This is a genomic window from Deltaproteobacteria bacterium, from assembly GCA_016177765.1.
Lineage (GTDB): Bacteria > UBA10199 > UBA10199 > JACPAL01 > JACOUP01 > JACOUP01.
Map to the genome: position 1 here is coordinate 597,095 of JACOUP010000008.1, position 13,360 is coordinate 610,454.

Here is a 13,360-nt window from a genome sequence, read left to right on the forward strand (position 1 = left end):
GGTTTCCTAAAAATGATATAGGGCACTGTTTCTCAGGGCAAAATTTGCAACCAATGGTCGGCGGAAACAACCCACCGCGCCAGTTTTCCCTCTTCTCTCTTCCTGCAAACGCCTCTTTGATGGACCAGTTGCACCGCCACCGGGACCTTCAGTCTTTCCTGATAATAAAGGAGTGAGGGGGAAAAGTTGGTATCACTCCATTTACACTCCACAAGAAGGAGAGGCCTGCTGTCACGGACGACGACAAAATCAACCTCCCGCTTTTCCCTGTCCCTCAGGTAGTGGAGTCGAAAAGATCCCTCCCCCGTAGCGCTCCAGGTCTCGACCGCCTTCAGCAGATGAAGAGCAACCAGGTTCTCAAAGCGAAATCCCTCCTCCGTCACCTCGACCCAATCATAGAGATAAACCTTGGCCTCCTTCTTGAGCGTCCGTTTCAGGGAGGCGGTGAAAGGGGTTAATCGGAAAAGATAATAGAAAGAGGCGAGAAGTTGGACCCAATCTCTGACCGTTTCAAAGGCGACCCCGACATCCTCTTTGAGGGCATTGAGGGAAATGGGATTTCCAACCCGCTCCGGGATCAGGTGAGAGAGCATTTCAAGGAGGGAAATTTCCCGGATCGGACTCGCATCCCGAATATCTTGCCGAATCAGGACCCCTTTTCTCTCTCGAAACCAGAGGGTGTAAAAGTCGGAGGCCGCCTTTAAAAAAGGGTCTGGGAAACCGCTAAAACGGAACAACTGGTCATAGAGTTCCCGGCTGGAATCTTTGCGGGGAGGAAGATCACACAGAAGCTCTTTCGTCTCCTTCCAGTTCGGGAAACAACCCTGTACCTCTCCCATGGTCAGGGGAAAGAGGGGGAGAGAAAAATAACGCCCCAGCAGGCTATCCCCCCCTTTTTTAAAAAGATCCAGCCTGCCGCTGCCGGTTATCAGGAATCGGAACTCTCCGTGATACTTGTCAAAGGCTCCCTTGAGATAATTCTTCCAGCGGGCATATTTGTGGATCTCATCAAAAAGGAGGAGGGGAGGAGTTCCCCCTTCCCGATCCTCCCTCGCAAAAAAATAGGGGTCCTTGACCAGCCTTTTCTGGTCCCCCAAGTCATCCCAATTAAAATAGTGGCAAGGGCCCCACTGCTCTCCATACTGCCTGGCGAGGGTGGTCTTCCCTACCTGGCGGGGACCGGAGAGGAAGGCCATCTTGTTCCATTTCTTGAGGATTTTGTCCAGCAAGGGGGATAGGGTCCGCTGCATGATTTTAAGTCTAGACCGAACTCTAAAAATGTCAAGACTTTTTTAGACCTGGGTCGAGGAAAAATCCTAAAAATGATACTGCACCGTTGCCCGAAAGAGCGGGGTGTAAAGATCCCCATCGGCGATATGGGCGTAGTTGAGCCCGAACTGGGGGGCTAGCGTAAACTGTTCCCCCATCCAGAATTCATAACCGATCCCGGAATCGACCGTGAAGCCGCTGTAGTAGGTGGTCCCCGGCATTCCAACGGCGCCAAAGCTGGCGCCGGAGGTAACCCGCATCATCTCATACCCAAAACCGCTGTAGGCGTAGAGGCCATCGACAATAAAGTAAAGAAGGGTCGGGGTCACCGGGATGAAGGTATAATTCACACCGGCCCGGCTGGTAAAATAACCACCACTCTCCAGATGAAGGGCAAACTGATCACTAAACCGATAACCGAGTTGGCCGATCCCACCCCCTCCGACCCGCTGGATCGCATTCGCCTCGTAACCCAGGGCACCCCCCAGTCCGATATAAAAACCACTCCTCGGCTCGTAAGAATCTTCCGCCTGAACAAGACGGGTCGTGAGGGTTACCAGAACTGCCGTTATTATTAAAAAAAGAAGCTGTTTTTTAGGCACCCTAACCTCTTTCATCCTCTAAAAAACCGGTACAAAAAATAAAGGAAGCTCCCTAAAACGATATAATAAAAGATAATGAGAAAACCATAAAATAACTCCGGAAAATGGTGTGCCAAAAGAGAGGGTTTCCAAAAAGAGCGGAACAAATCCTTCTTAAACCATCTGAAGGATTGCTGCCTCAAATGAGGTCGTTCAAAGAGGTCCGACAAAATATAATACCCGTCATAATCAAGGGTGGGGTTTAGATTGAGGAGGACCACAAGATAGGAAATCAGGGCAAAGAACCAGCAAGAAATCTTGACAAGAGGGGCCGCCCAAAAAACCCCGACGACCATCACAAGACCAACCACAACAAGATTGGTATAAACCCCCGCAACGCCCACACGAATCCGGGGCCACTTGGGGGCCAGCCACATATCGGAGGTATCAACAAAAACGATCGGCCCGACCCAATACCACCCCAGACCGACACCAAGGACCTCCCGACCAAATGCCTTGGTGGTAAAGGCATGACCCGCCTCATGGATGACGATACTCAGAAGATAGAGAGGCCAGAGGGCAAGGACCAGAGAGAAAGTCGCCCTCTCGTTCAAAAAAGGCCGGAGCGGCCCCGCCTCTCCCACAAAGGCAACCAATCCAAAAACAGCCACCAGGGTTAGTAAAAAAGGAACCGGCTTTCGGTAACATTGATTCATCCCCCGCCGGTAAAAAACCGTGATCAACCGATCCACACCCCTGATCAGGTATCGCCACTCAAAAAAGTTTTTCAGCCGAACCAACCCTTGATACAATCTTGGGTGATGACGGGTCATCTTCAGAACACCGTAACGGAGGGTACGGCTTTCCGCAAAACCGGCGGTCACCAGGGAGGTGATAATATCGGTCACTCCCTGAGGAGAAAAGGTTTTAAAGGTTCTGAAATAATCGATAATAATATCTTTTAAATTGTGATTCCCATCCAGCCGCTCCCAAACAAACCATCCCTCCGGTGAAAGTTTAAAATAGGCCCCTCTTTTTGGATCCTTGAGAATAATCACCTTTTCCCCTTGATCCGTTTTCCTCTTTTCGATCTGAACATTGTCAATCCGGCGGGGACGGTCCCTGAGTCTCAAAAGATCGACCATCTGGGAGGCGACCTTCCAATCGGCCCCCATGACCTCTAAAAGATCGGATCGTTTGAGAATAAAAAGTTCACAGGGTTGAAGAGAACGGATTGTGGCATTCCGTGGCGAATCAGAGAGAATCGCTGCCTCGCCAAAGAGGGCACCCGCCTCCAGGGTGGCCAGCTGACGCGATGATCGAAAACTCTCGTTCACAATGACTTCTACACGACCTGACTGAATGAGAAAACAACAATCTCCCCTTTCCCCCTGACGGATGATCTCTTTTTCGGCAGGCACAGAGAGTTTTTCCAAACGTGAGGCCAACAATTCCAATCGCCTCGCTTCCAATGTCGTAAATGGGGTCGCCTGTTTCAGAAATTTGATGATGAGAAGTTTTTCTGCCACGGCCTTTAACTTTTCTTGAGTCTCAGGAAAGCTGGCGATGACTGTCGCGAAAACAGGTCCAGCCAAGGTCAAGGCTTTCAGAGGAGTGACCGCAACGATGCTCGCCGATCGGCGGCTACCGGGGTGGAGAAGGGCAATCTCACCAAAGAGTTCTCCCTCCCCCAAGGTTGCCAAAACGATCGGGCCGGTCTCCCCTTCCGTTTGGACCTCGGCCCGTCCCTCCGTAACAAGGTATAGCTTGTCACCGATATCCCCTTCCCGGATGACGACCGAATCGGCCGCAAACGACTCTTCCTCAAGGTGAACTGCTAACTCTTCCAACACAACGCGAGGAAGCGTTGCAAAGGGAGGCAGCCTTGACAGTATTCTGATACGATCTTCTTCCAATATTTTTGGGACCGCTTACATCCCTTTGGTGATACGTGTCTTTAATTCCTCGTCCGTCATCCGCCAATCGATCCCGCGAAGGGTAGCCCATTCCTCTGGAGAAAGCTCAAGCCCGCTTCGGCGAACCGTCTTTTCCGCATCCTCCCTCAAGGCCTTCCTGAAACCGGCATCGTTCAACCACTTGTCAACCAACTTCCCCACTGCTTCATAACTCATGACATCACCTCCTTTGGTTGATGAAAAAATGAAATGGCATGAATCACTTCACGCAAATAATGAGCGGCCGGTTCAAGAGGCCTGGCCTTTTCAAGTGATCGAAGGGCCCGTTGACAATACAACTCTACAATAAACGCGGAAAACCGGAGGGCCCCCGTTTGATGAAGAAACCGGCGGATCTGCTCGTGAAGGGACAGATCACTCATGCCCTGTTCTAAAATTTTCAAAAATTCCAGGCGATCCTTACCCCCCTTTTTGCCAAGACAATAAGCAATCGGAAAAGTACGGGTCCCGTTTTTCAGGTCGCGACTAAATGGGGCCTGAAAGAGGTCATAACAATCCGAGGCAAGCTGACTGGCGACTCCCAAAAAACAGCCCATCTCCTCGTAATTTTTAATCTCCTCCGGATTCGCCCCTGCCATTTCCGCCGCCAGCGCGGCAAAAATGGCCGCTTCTGCCCCACTCTTCCCAACAAGAGAAGACTCTACCTCCTCCAAGCCAACCCGAGGAGATCCTGTCATGGCGAGATCCTGACTTTGCCCTTCGCTCATCCGGAGGAGTCCTCGGGCCAGCCTTTTTTGCAATCGCCATTGCTTTTCCGGAGAAACCGCAAATTCCGAAAGAATAAGGGAGGGGAGCGTTGAGAGGAGGGTCAGCGCAAAGAGGTTAATCTCCGACTCCGTGTACCCTTTCCAATCAGGAGAGAGATCATGGTCGGCCAGGTCATCCAGGAGGTCAATCCCCAAAAAGAGAATTGTCGTTAAAGCTGGCAGACAATCAGCCGACTGTTCCTCTCCACGGATCGCCCCGGTCACCAAAAGAGGCAGGTCGATAAAGGGGGTAAACGGGTCTTGGGTTGTATCCTCCGCCAACCTCGCCAAGCCGATCTCCACCAAGGAACATTGCCGGTGAGAAGTAAGGTGTCTTAGGGCCAAGGCAAGGGCCTTGTCCAAAACCAGTCTTCGAGCCGATGGAACAGGCTCTCCCGCATAGGCCAGATTACCCGAGAGGCTCATCAACGGCGGGCATAACAAACTAATCCTTTACCTTCAATCCCAAAATAGGCAGAATGACTTCCCTCAATGAAGGTCCTCCTGAAAATCGCGATACGAAATCTCTTTCGTAACAAGAAAAGATCCCTCATTACCATGCTCGCCGTCAGTATCGGCCTGGGGGCCTTGATCTTTTTAAGAAGTTTTATTTTCGGCGCCCAGAATCAGATGGTGGGTAACGTCATCAACACCTTAACCGGCGATATCCAAATCCTCCCCACGGGCCAGGAAAACATCTACAACACCAACGGGGCCATCGAAAACCCCGAAACGATCCGTCAACTGTTGAAAAACGACCCCCGCGTTCTCCATTTTGCGGAAGAGGTGGGGGCCAGCGGCATCGCCGCCTCGGCTACCGCTTCTCTCCCGACGTTTGCCTCCGGGTATAACCCCAACGACGAGGCCTCTACAGAATTCAGGATCCCTATCATTCAGGGGCGCCGCCTGACGACGGCCGATGACTACGGCATTGTGATCGGTGAGAAGATGCGCAAGATCCTTGAGATTGAAATCGGCGACAAGGTTGTTGTCACCTTTCAAGATTACCACGGCGGCCTTGCCGGCGAGGCCTTTAAACTGACCGGCACCTTTGAGACAGGAAACGATCAGATCGACAACGGCAATGTCCTGCTCCTCCGGCCGACCCTGCAAAGATTACTCGGCTTCGAGCACCGCATTTCGAAATTCATCCTAAAAATCGATCCTCACTATCAACCCGACGAACTGGCAAAAGATTTCAGGAAGAAAATTCAAGAAATGGAGGCGGACGCAAGCCCCTATCAAGGAACCAGCCTTTCAGTCATGACCTGGGAGGAGATACTTCCCCTGATTGCCCAGATGATCCGGTTCCAGAACGGGATGATTCTTGTGATTGTCTTTATCGTCCTCACCGTGGTCACCACAGGAATCTTGAACACATTGATGATGTCCATTACCGAAAGGACAAGGGAGTTCGGTCTGATGGCCGCTCTCGGAACATCCCCTTCCGCCGTAATGATGGTTGTGACCCTGGAATCATTCTTCCTCACTACGGCGGGGGCCTTGGCCGGCATTCTCTTCGGCATCGGATTCACCTTCTATTTCGGCCATGTCGGTATTGACCTCTCCCGTTTTCTCTCTACCGTTTCCAATCTCCTCATCGGCTCCCATGTTTATCCAAGACTGGATATCTCCTCGCTCCTCCTCTTTTTGGGAATTGTGACGGGGGGGAATCTCGTCGTCTCCCTTCAACCGGCCTGGAGGGCTTCACGCCTCCAACCAGTTGAGGCAATGAGGGTATGAGGCTATGAGAAAACCCACTTTCATCCTCTTCCTCTTTCTGGCCCTGCCGCTTGCCTCACCCGCCGAAAATTCACCCAGGGGTGTGCCACCCAAGGGCGCTTCGCCCAGGGAGATTGTGGCGCACACGATTAACCTCCTCCGGGGTCATTCCAACGTCGCCCTGTATGAAGTGGAGATTGTAAACCCCCGCTGGAGGCGGCGTCTCAAACTCAAGGCGTGGGATAAACGGATGGAGAAAAAGGTCTTTGTGCGGATTCTGGAACCGGCCAAGGATGAAGGAACCGGCTTCTTAAGGATCGATTACAACCTCTGGATGTACCTTCCCTCCACCGAAAAGGTGATGAAGATCCCACCCTCTATGATGCTCCAGCCTTGGATGGGAAGCGATTTTACCAATGACGATCTGGTCAAGGAATCGAGCTACATTGATGATTACGATCACACCCTGGAAGGGGTAGAAACCAAAGAGGGCGAAGCTCTCTGGCGAATCCGTCTCGACCCCAAACCCCATGCCCCCGTCGTCTGGGGCAAGGTTTTCTTTTGGATTCGCAAGGCCGATTTTATCCCTCTCCGCCAGGCCTTCTATGATGAAAGGGGCCGTCTCATCAAAAACCTTGAGTTCAGCGAGGTCAAGAAGATGGGAGGGACCACCCTCCCGTCGGTCTGGAGGATGGAGTCGGTGAACAAAGAGGGGCATTACACAACCCTGACGTTGAAAGAGATCCAGTTCAATCCCCTCGAAGGAATCCGTGATGAAATCTTCACGGAGAAACAGCTCAGGAGGTCCCATTGAATAGGCCCCAGATCGAATTAACCGGCGCCAGCAAGATTTACCAGAATAACGGTCTTGCGGTCCGGGCCTTGTCAGGCATCAATCTAAAAATCGAGGGGGGTGAATTCATGGTCCTGGCAGGCCCCTCAGGGTCCGGAAAATCAACCCTGCTCCACCTGATCGGGGCCCTCGATCAGCCCTCGGAAGGGAGCATCACGATCGCCGGTCAGGATCTTGCCCGTCTCTCGCGCACGGAACTGGCCCTCTTCCGCCTGCACAAGGTCGGTTTTGTCTTTCAATCCTTCAACCTCATCCCGGTCCTGTCGGCCCGTGAAAATATCGAATACCCCCTTCTCCTCCAGGGGATTGATAGAAAAGAGAGGGGGTCCCGCATCGAGGACCTTTTGGCCCGCGTCGGTCTCTCCGACCAGGCGGGCAAGCGACCGGGCGAGATGAGCGGCGGCCAGCAACAACGGGTCGCGATCGCCCGAGCCCTGGCTACCCGTCCCGAGATTGTCCTCGCGGATGAGCCGACAGCCAACCTCGACTCCCAAACAGGGATCCAACTAATCCAGCTCTTTCGTGAATTGAACGAATTCTTCAAGACAACCTTCCTTTTCGCCTCGCACGACCCGAACGTCATCGAGCGGGCCAGGAGGATTATCCGCCTGAAAGACGGCCGGGTGCTGGGAGAAGGGGCGTGAAATTTTTTTTATCAATCGCCCTCAGGAACCTCCTCCGCAACAAGAAGAGATCCCTCATCACCCTGACGGCGATTACCTTCGGACTGGGGGCCCTGATCTTTCTGCGCGGGTTCATCTACGGGGCCCAGCAACAGATGATCGAAAATGTCTCCACCACATTGACCAGCGACGCCCAGATCGTTCCCAAGGCGCTGGAAAACATCTACAACGCCAATGGGGCGATTGAAAACCCCGAGGCGATCCGCAAAATCCTGCACCAGGATCCCCGCATCGCCGCCTTCTCCGAACGGATCATCGGTGCCGGCATGGTCTCCTCCGACAAGGGTGTGACACCCAGGGAGTCGATGATGACCTACCTGGTCGGATTCGACCCGGACCAGGAAACCGCGCTTGGCAGCCAGCGCGGGCTTGTTCAGGGCCGGACCCTCACCGCCGAAGACCAGGAAGGGGTCGCCTTGGGGGAGAAGATGCGCAAGATCCTGAAGATCAACATTGGCGACAAGATTACGGTGATCGCCCAGGATTATTACGGCTCCCTCGCCGGTGGTTCCTATCAACTTCTGGGAACATTCGAAACCGGCAACGACCAGATTGATAACGGGACCGTCATGATGCTCCTCCCCTCCGCCCAAAAGCTCCTTTCGTTGGAGCAGCGGATCTCCAAATTTGCCCTCAGGATTCAAAAACCGTTCAAGATAGAAGAGGTTGTTGCCGACCTGAGAGAGAAGGTCTCGGCTGAGGGTCTGTCCATCCTCACCTGGGAAGAGCTGATCCCGATGATCGCCCAGATGATCCGGTTTCAAAATGGGATGATTCTGGTTGTGGTCCTGATTGTTCTCACCGTCGTCGCCGCAGGGATTTTAAATACCTTGATGATGTCGATCATCGAACGGACGCGGGAGTTCGGCCTCGTGATGTCGCTCGGCACCAAGCCATCTCAGGTGATGCTGATGATCGCCCTCGAATCTTTCCTGATGACAGCCTTTGGTTCCCTCCTGGGGATTGGTCTCGGCGCGGCGGCCACCCTCTACGCCGGTCATACCGGCATCAACCTCTCCCGTTTCGTACAAGCGCTGTCCAATCTCCTGATCGGCTCCCATGTTTATCCCCGGATCGACTGGGCCTATCTTTTCCTTTTTGTCGGCGTCGTGATGGTCTCGAATATCCTGGTCTCCCTTTACCCGGCCTGGAGGGCTTCACGCCTGGAGCCCATCGAGGCAATGAGGCAAGCAGGGTAATGAAAAAAGTATTCCTTCTTTTTTGCCTTCTTTCACTCCCGGCCCACGCCTTTTCACTCTACGACAACGATTCCCTCTCTCTCGGATTAAAAGGGTATTATAAAAACCTCTTCGTCACCTCCAAGCGAGCCGCTACCGGAAACTGGTATTGGGGAGATATCAACCGGCTCCGAACGGAATGGGACACCCGCTTTTTTAAAAACTTTTCCACAAAACTGATCTGGGACAACGAGGTCATCGGCGGTGGTTATGTCAACACCGAAGAATTCGCCCAGAGACAAACACAGAGGAATGAACCGTATTTGAATCTTGACTACGAAATTTCCAGAAAAAAGAATTTCTTTTATGGCCAGCAATTCTACCGGGCTTATGCCAAACTGGAGACGGAACCAGTCACCCTGACCGTTGGCCGGCAGAAGGTGGATTGGGGGGTGATGCGGCTGGTCAGTCCTGCCGATCTTTTCACACCGCTTGCCCTCTTTGGTGTTGAGCCGGAAGAACGGGTCGGTGTGGATGCGATCAATCTTTCCTGGGCGATCACCCCCACCTTGAAATTAAATCCGGCCTACACCCTTAATTCCAATTTTGACCGTTCCCGCACAGGGGCCCGCCTCACCAAGACCGTTGGTCACTTCGATCTTTCGTTACTCGGGGGACGGTTTCTCAAAGACACCGTTGTGGGGGCCGATATTTCGGGAGATATTGGAAATGCCGGGATCCGGGGAGAGTTTCTCTACGACAGGGCCGCCATTGAAAATCATTTCATTCAATTGGCCCTCGGTGCCGATTATGGGTTTCAAAATGGCCTTACGGTAGCCCTTGAATATTTTATGAATGGGCAATTCTTCCTCAGCAACCCGGCCACCGATCCTGTTACCGGGAACATCGTTTTTCGTGAAACGGCCAATCAGATAAAAACAGTGAAAACTCAGTTCATCAGTCTTCAGGCCAAGTACGACCTGACCCCTCTCTGGGTTCTCCGGATGGAAAATATTGTTGACCTGGAGGGAGCCAGCACCTTCCTGCGCCCAGAAACAAAATATTCCCTCTTTTCCTGGATGGATTTTTCTGTTGGTGCCCTCCTCCCGTTTGGAAAAACCGGGGGGGAATTTTCGGCGATCCCGAAATTGTACTACGCCCAGGTACAGCTATTTTTTTGAGATAAAACTCCGAAGCAGATCGAGGGCGATCTTGTCCTGATGGCAATCATCATCCTTGGGGGTTTCGAGCGACATCGGGATTTGTACAAAACGTTTGTCGTTCATCAAACAGCGGAATGGAGTGAGTCCCAATAGTCCTTTCCCCAGTTCTTCATGCCGATCGACACGACTCCCCAACTCCTTTTTGGAATCATTCAGGTGAAAGCATTTGAGTTTTTCCAGGCCGATCACCTTGTCAAACTCCTTGAATGTCTTTTGATACCCCTCTTCCGTCCGGAGGTCGTAACCGGCGGCAAAGGCATGTTGCGTATCAAAACAGACACCGACCCGTTTTTTGTCTTCCACCAATTCCAGCATTTGGGCGATCTGTTCAAACCGGTGGCCGACGTTTGTCCCCTGCCCCGCCGCATTTTCAAAACAGGTCAACACTTTGTACCCCGTGGGTGAATCACCCTTGGTCTTCTGGTGTGCCTTGTTCACCGACTCTGCAATTTTTTGAATCGCCGCTTTTTCGCCGCTCCCGACATGGGAACCGGGGTGGAAGACCAGGGCGTAAAGCCCCAACGCCTCGGCCCGTTCCAGTTCGTGGGTAAACGCCTCGAGCGATCTTTTGTGCATCGTCGCATCGGGCGAAGCGAGGTTGATCAGGTAGGAGTCATGGGCAAACGCGAGGCGGATTTCGTACCGCCTCATCTTTTCCCTGAAAGCGCCGATCTCTTTTTCCCCCAGTGGTTTGGCGGCCCACTGGTTGGAGGACTTGGTAAAGAGCTGGATGATGTCGCACCCAACCGACCTCCCCCTCTCCGGGGCCAGCTCAATCCCCCCCGATATAGACATATGGGCGCCTAAGAGAGGAGCCATTATTTTCCTTTCTTCAAAAAATTTTTCAAGGCCTTTTCGACCTCACTGATAAAAACCTTGGCGGCATCGAGCTGATCCAGAGTCTCCTCTTTGGAAAAAGAGACAGAGTCCCCATAATCACTCTCCTCCCGAAGGCTCTTGGCCTCAGCAATCAAACGCCCCATCTTTGAATCAACAAGTCCTGGTTTAACAAAATGTTCGTTCAACAAGGCCAAAACCCCGGCATGACGACGGGAGTTCAACGACTGGAGGGCCAAAAGGGCCCGGGCCGCCATGAACATCGCATAATAGGAGCGGGAAAGGGAGTCTTCATAACTCCCCGCCTCAAAAAGGATGACCGCCGCCTTAAGCCGCGCCCGCGCCTGTTTCAGACGAAGCCCTGCCAGGTCATGATGCCCACCGTCACTCATACCAGAATCCCGTCCCTCTTGATCTCACCCACGAAAGGGGATTTCAACCTTTCATTCTCCCGAAATTCTTTCAAGGAATAAATGACCGGAGATAACCGATGGGTCTGATAGGGATCGATCTGAAAGAGGAGATTAAAGACAGTATGCCGGAGGGAACGGTTTTTCTTGAACACGACAATCAGGAGATCCAGATCAGACTCCTCATGAAAGTCCCCACGGACTCTGGAACCGAACAGGACAAGAAAGAGAAGATCCCGCCCCAATTTTTCCCTCAAGAGGGCGGCAAATTCTTCAACAAAGGCGTTCTCCGGAGGGGAAAGGGGAGAGGATCTCCCTCCTGCCTCTCTTTCCAGATATTGCGCCGCCAGGAGGACCGAAGGGGGGATCGCCGCCCGCCCGCTTTCATAATTGCTGATCTGCTGGGGTGAAAAATCGAGACGGCGGGCCAGCTCCTGCTGGGTCAGCCTCAATTTTTTCCGTACCGCTTTAAAGGTACCTCGGTTCATAATTTAATTATATAATTAACTTATACTCCTGGAAGAGGGTTGTCAAGCGTTGAAAGAGTTAAAAAACCGCAACTCCCCTATCCTTTAAACGATAAAGCCCTCCGGAATGGCCAAAGGTGGCAAAACAAGACCGATTACACCCGCAGAGGCGACCGCCCTTCGAACGGCGACGGCCGATTTTTTCAGAAGGGCTGGGAGAGAGCCGGACCGATCACCATCTCCTGGGCAGGGAGAAAAAAGACAACCGCTGACCCGGGTGATGCTCGCCCATGCCCATACGGCATTAGACTTCCTCGCCGCCGGGCGTACGGGCGAGATGGCCCCCGAACAAAAAAGAGATCTGCAGGCCCTTTTGGATCGCCTCTCCGGTTCCGACGAGATCACTCGAAACCCGGCCGCCGCAAATGCACTCCGCAGGGCAAACGAGGCGCTACGGACTTTAACCGATCCCACCCGCAGGACCGTCGCGGCTCCTGCTGTCCAATCTCTTCCCCGCTTTCTGGAAAGGCCAGAGCTACCGGGGGAAGAAAGTTCCCCCGACGAGTTGTACCAGTACCGAGTCCGCGACGCCTGGCGGTCGATCTTGCGGGACCTCCTTCAGTTTCCATCCCAAGAGCTGATTGACCATGCCGTTGTTTTTGGAACCGGAAATCCAGAGAAGGGAGCGGTGGAATTCAACTGGCTTCTCTTTGCCGACGGAGATCGCAAATTTTATCTCCAGGCAGAGTATCTAGACGGACGGCTCTGGGAAATAACGGTCCGATGGGGCCAACCGTCAAATAACTCCCTCCGTTTTCCCACGGACTATGCCTCATCCCGGGGGATAGAAAACACGGTTGTCTCCTTTTTCAACACCCTCCATTTTTCAAGAAACCCTCTTCCCCAGCTTCCAACTGCCCCGTCCAGAAGGCAGGTTTTTTGGAGTGAAACCGCCTCGTTCTTCACGGCCGGGTTCAGTGGGCCGACGGTCAGCGTCCGTTTCACCCGTGAAATGGGGGCCTACAAAGACGCCTTGGGAAGGGCGCGAATAGTCGCTCGGAATGGACCGGTTCCCTCCCTCTATTTCTCCCCCAAAAAATCAGCAGGAACCGTCCCCTCTATACCCCCAACCCCGGCCGCTTCCGGTGGCACGACTCCTCCTCCGGCTTCTCCCGGTTCTTCGGCATCCGCTCGATCGATCGGTCCCGATGAATTAGATCTTGCCTACCCTGCCGACCGTTGGTCTCGTTTTGCGGATTCGGTCCCGCCGGATCAAATAGCCCTCTTAAGAGCCGAAGGGATCGAGCTCGATCACGCAGAACTCCTCCTTAGAGAGGTCGTCAGGGCCCTCAGGACCATCGGGCGATAAACCTTATATGACCCTGCCGCCGGTTAGCTTACTAACTCACCTTACC

The 13,360-nt window shown here is 53.1% G+C and carries 14 protein-coding genes; 6 read left to right on the forward strand and 8 right to left on the reverse strand.

Annotated elements, in window-relative coordinates; all coding sequences use genetic code 11:
- Window positions 1-32: 32 nt before the first annotated feature.
- From HYS22_05330 to HYS22_05350, 5 genes are all read right to left on the reverse strand, one after another.
- A complete protein-coding gene (locus HYS22_05330; GenBank protein ID MBI1909572.1) occupies window positions 33-1,250 on the reverse strand; it encodes an ATP-binding protein in 1,218 nt (405 codons plus the stop codon).
- Window positions 1,251-1,316: 66 nt separating this feature from the next.
- Window positions 1,317-1,871 carry a hypothetical protein gene (locus HYS22_05335; protein MBI1909573.1) on the reverse strand — a complete coding sequence of 185 codons (555 nt, stop codon included), beginning with the start codon at window positions 1,869-1,871 and terminating at the stop codon, window positions 1,317-1,319.
- 11 nt (window positions 1,872-1,882) lie between these two features.
- Window positions 1,883-3,703 (reverse strand): cyclic nucleotide-binding domain-containing protein, encoded by a 1,821-nt coding sequence (locus HYS22_05340; protein MBI1909574.1) that lies wholly within the window; start codon window positions 3,701-3,703, stop codon window positions 1,883-1,885.
- Window positions 3,704-3,781: 78 nt separating this feature from the next.
- The gene (locus HYS22_05345; GenBank protein ID MBI1909575.1) at window positions 3,782-3,982 is read right to left on the reverse strand and encodes a hypothetical protein; all 201 of its coding nucleotides are present in this window, start codon (window positions 3,980-3,982) and stop codon (window positions 3,782-3,784) included.
- The gene (locus HYS22_05350; protein MBI1909576.1) at window positions 3,979-4,998 is read right to left on the reverse strand and encodes a polyprenyl synthetase family protein; all 1,020 of its coding nucleotides are present in this window, start codon (window positions 4,996-4,998) and stop codon (window positions 3,979-3,981) included. Before HYS22_05350 ends, HYS22_05345 begins: the two co-directional genes overlap by 4 nt.
- Window positions 4,999-5,064: 66 nt before the next feature.
- Here HYS22_05350 and HYS22_05355 point away from each other — a divergent pair, with 66 nt between their 5' ends.
- From HYS22_05355 to HYS22_05375, 5 genes are read left to right on the forward strand one after another with little or no spacing between them, the layout of a single operon-like run.
- The gene (locus HYS22_05355) at window positions 5,065-6,315 is read left to right on the forward strand and encodes an ABC transporter permease (protein MBI1909577.1); all 1,251 of its coding nucleotides are present in this window, start codon (window positions 5,065-5,067) and stop codon (window positions 6,313-6,315) included.
- Window positions 6,316-6,319: 4 nt separating this feature from the next.
- Window positions 6,320-7,108, forward strand: a complete 789-nt coding sequence (locus tag HYS22_05360) for an outer membrane lipoprotein-sorting protein (GenBank protein ID MBI1909578.1) — start codon at window positions 6,320-6,322, stop codon at window positions 7,106-7,108.
- 11 nt (window positions 7,109-7,119) lie between these two features.
- Entirely contained in the window at window positions 7,120-7,791 is a 672-nt protein-coding gene (locus HYS22_05365) for an ABC transporter ATP-binding protein (GenBank protein ID MBI1909579.1), read from the forward strand.
- Window positions 7,788-9,029: an ABC transporter permease gene (locus tag HYS22_05370; GenBank protein MBI1909580.1), complete on the forward strand. Its 1,242-nt coding sequence runs from the start codon at window positions 7,788-7,790 to the stop codon at window positions 9,027-9,029. Before HYS22_05365 ends, HYS22_05370 begins: the two co-directional genes overlap by 4 nt.
- Window positions 9,029-10,189, forward strand: a complete 1,161-nt coding sequence (locus HYS22_05375) for a hypothetical protein (protein MBI1909581.1) — start codon at window positions 9,029-9,031, stop codon at window positions 10,187-10,189. Before HYS22_05370 ends, HYS22_05375 begins: the two co-directional genes overlap by 1 nt.
- Here the strand turns inward: HYS22_05375 and nfo are convergent.
- From nfo to HYS22_05390, 3 genes are read right to left on the reverse strand one after another with little or no spacing between them, the layout of a single operon-like run.
- A complete protein-coding gene (gene nfo, locus HYS22_05380) occupies window positions 10,178-11,050 on the reverse strand; it encodes a deoxyribonuclease IV (protein ID MBI1909582.1) in 873 nt (290 codons plus the stop codon). The genes HYS22_05375 and nfo overlap by 12 nt on opposite strands.
- Window positions 11,050-11,460, reverse strand: a complete 411-nt coding sequence (locus HYS22_05385; protein ID MBI1909583.1) for a HEPN domain-containing protein — start codon at window positions 11,458-11,460, stop codon at window positions 11,050-11,052. Before HYS22_05385 ends, nfo begins: the two co-directional genes overlap by 1 nt.
- Window positions 11,457-11,966, reverse strand: coding sequence for a helix-turn-helix domain-containing protein (locus tag HYS22_05390; GenBank protein ID MBI1909584.1), 510 nt, complete (start codon window positions 11,964-11,966; stop codon window positions 11,457-11,459). Before HYS22_05390 ends, HYS22_05385 begins: the two co-directional genes overlap by 4 nt.
- Window positions 11,967-12,072: 106 nt before the next feature.
- Between HYS22_05390 and HYS22_05395 the strand changes: the two genes are divergently transcribed.
- On the forward strand, window positions 12,073-13,314 hold the full coding sequence (locus tag HYS22_05395; protein MBI1909585.1) for a hypothetical protein: 1,242 nt from the start codon (window positions 12,073-12,075) through the stop codon (window positions 13,312-13,314).
- The last annotated feature ends 46 nt before the right edge of the window (window positions 13,315-13,360 follow it).

What these genes read in the sequence shown, in the direction of transcription:
- HYS22_05330 (MBI1909572.1), bottom strand. Translation starts at nt 1,250, where the DNA reads ATGCAGCGGACCCTATCCCCCTTGCTGGACAAAATCCTCAAGAAATGG.
- HYS22_05360 (MBI1909578.1), top strand. Translation starts at nt 6,320, where the DNA reads ATGAGAAAACCCACTTTCATCCTCTTCCTCTTTCTGGCCCTGCCGCTT.
- nfo (MBI1909582.1), bottom strand. Translation starts at nt 11,050, where the DNA reads ATGGCTCCTCTCTTAGGCGCCCATATGTCTATATCGGGGGGGATTGAG.
- HYS22_05390 (MBI1909584.1), bottom strand. Translation starts at nt 11,966, where the DNA reads ATGAACCGAGGTACCTTTAAAGCGGTACGGAAAAAATTGAGGCTGACC.
- HYS22_05375 (MBI1909581.1), top strand. Translation starts at nt 9,029, where the DNA reads ATGAAAAAAGTATTCCTTCTTTTTTGCCTTCTTTCACTCCCGGCCCAC.
- HYS22_05385 (MBI1909583.1), bottom strand. Translation starts at nt 11,460, where the DNA reads ATGAGTGACGGTGGGCATCATGACCTGGCAGGGCTTCGTCTGAAACAG.
- HYS22_05350 (MBI1909576.1), bottom strand. Translation starts at nt 4,998, where the DNA reads ATGAGCCTCTCGGGTAATCTGGCCTATGCGGGAGAGCCTGTTCCATCG.
- HYS22_05345 (MBI1909575.1), bottom strand. Translation starts at nt 3,982, where the DNA reads ATGAGTTATGAAGCAGTGGGGAAGTTGGTTGACAAGTGGTTGAACGAT.
- HYS22_05355 (MBI1909577.1), top strand. Translation starts at nt 5,065, where the DNA reads ATGAAGGTCCTCCTGAAAATCGCGATACGAAATCTCTTTCGTAACAAG.
- HYS22_05395 (MBI1909585.1), top strand. Translation starts at nt 12,073, where the DNA reads ATGGCCAAAGGTGGCAAAACAAGACCGATTACACCCGCAGAGGCGACC.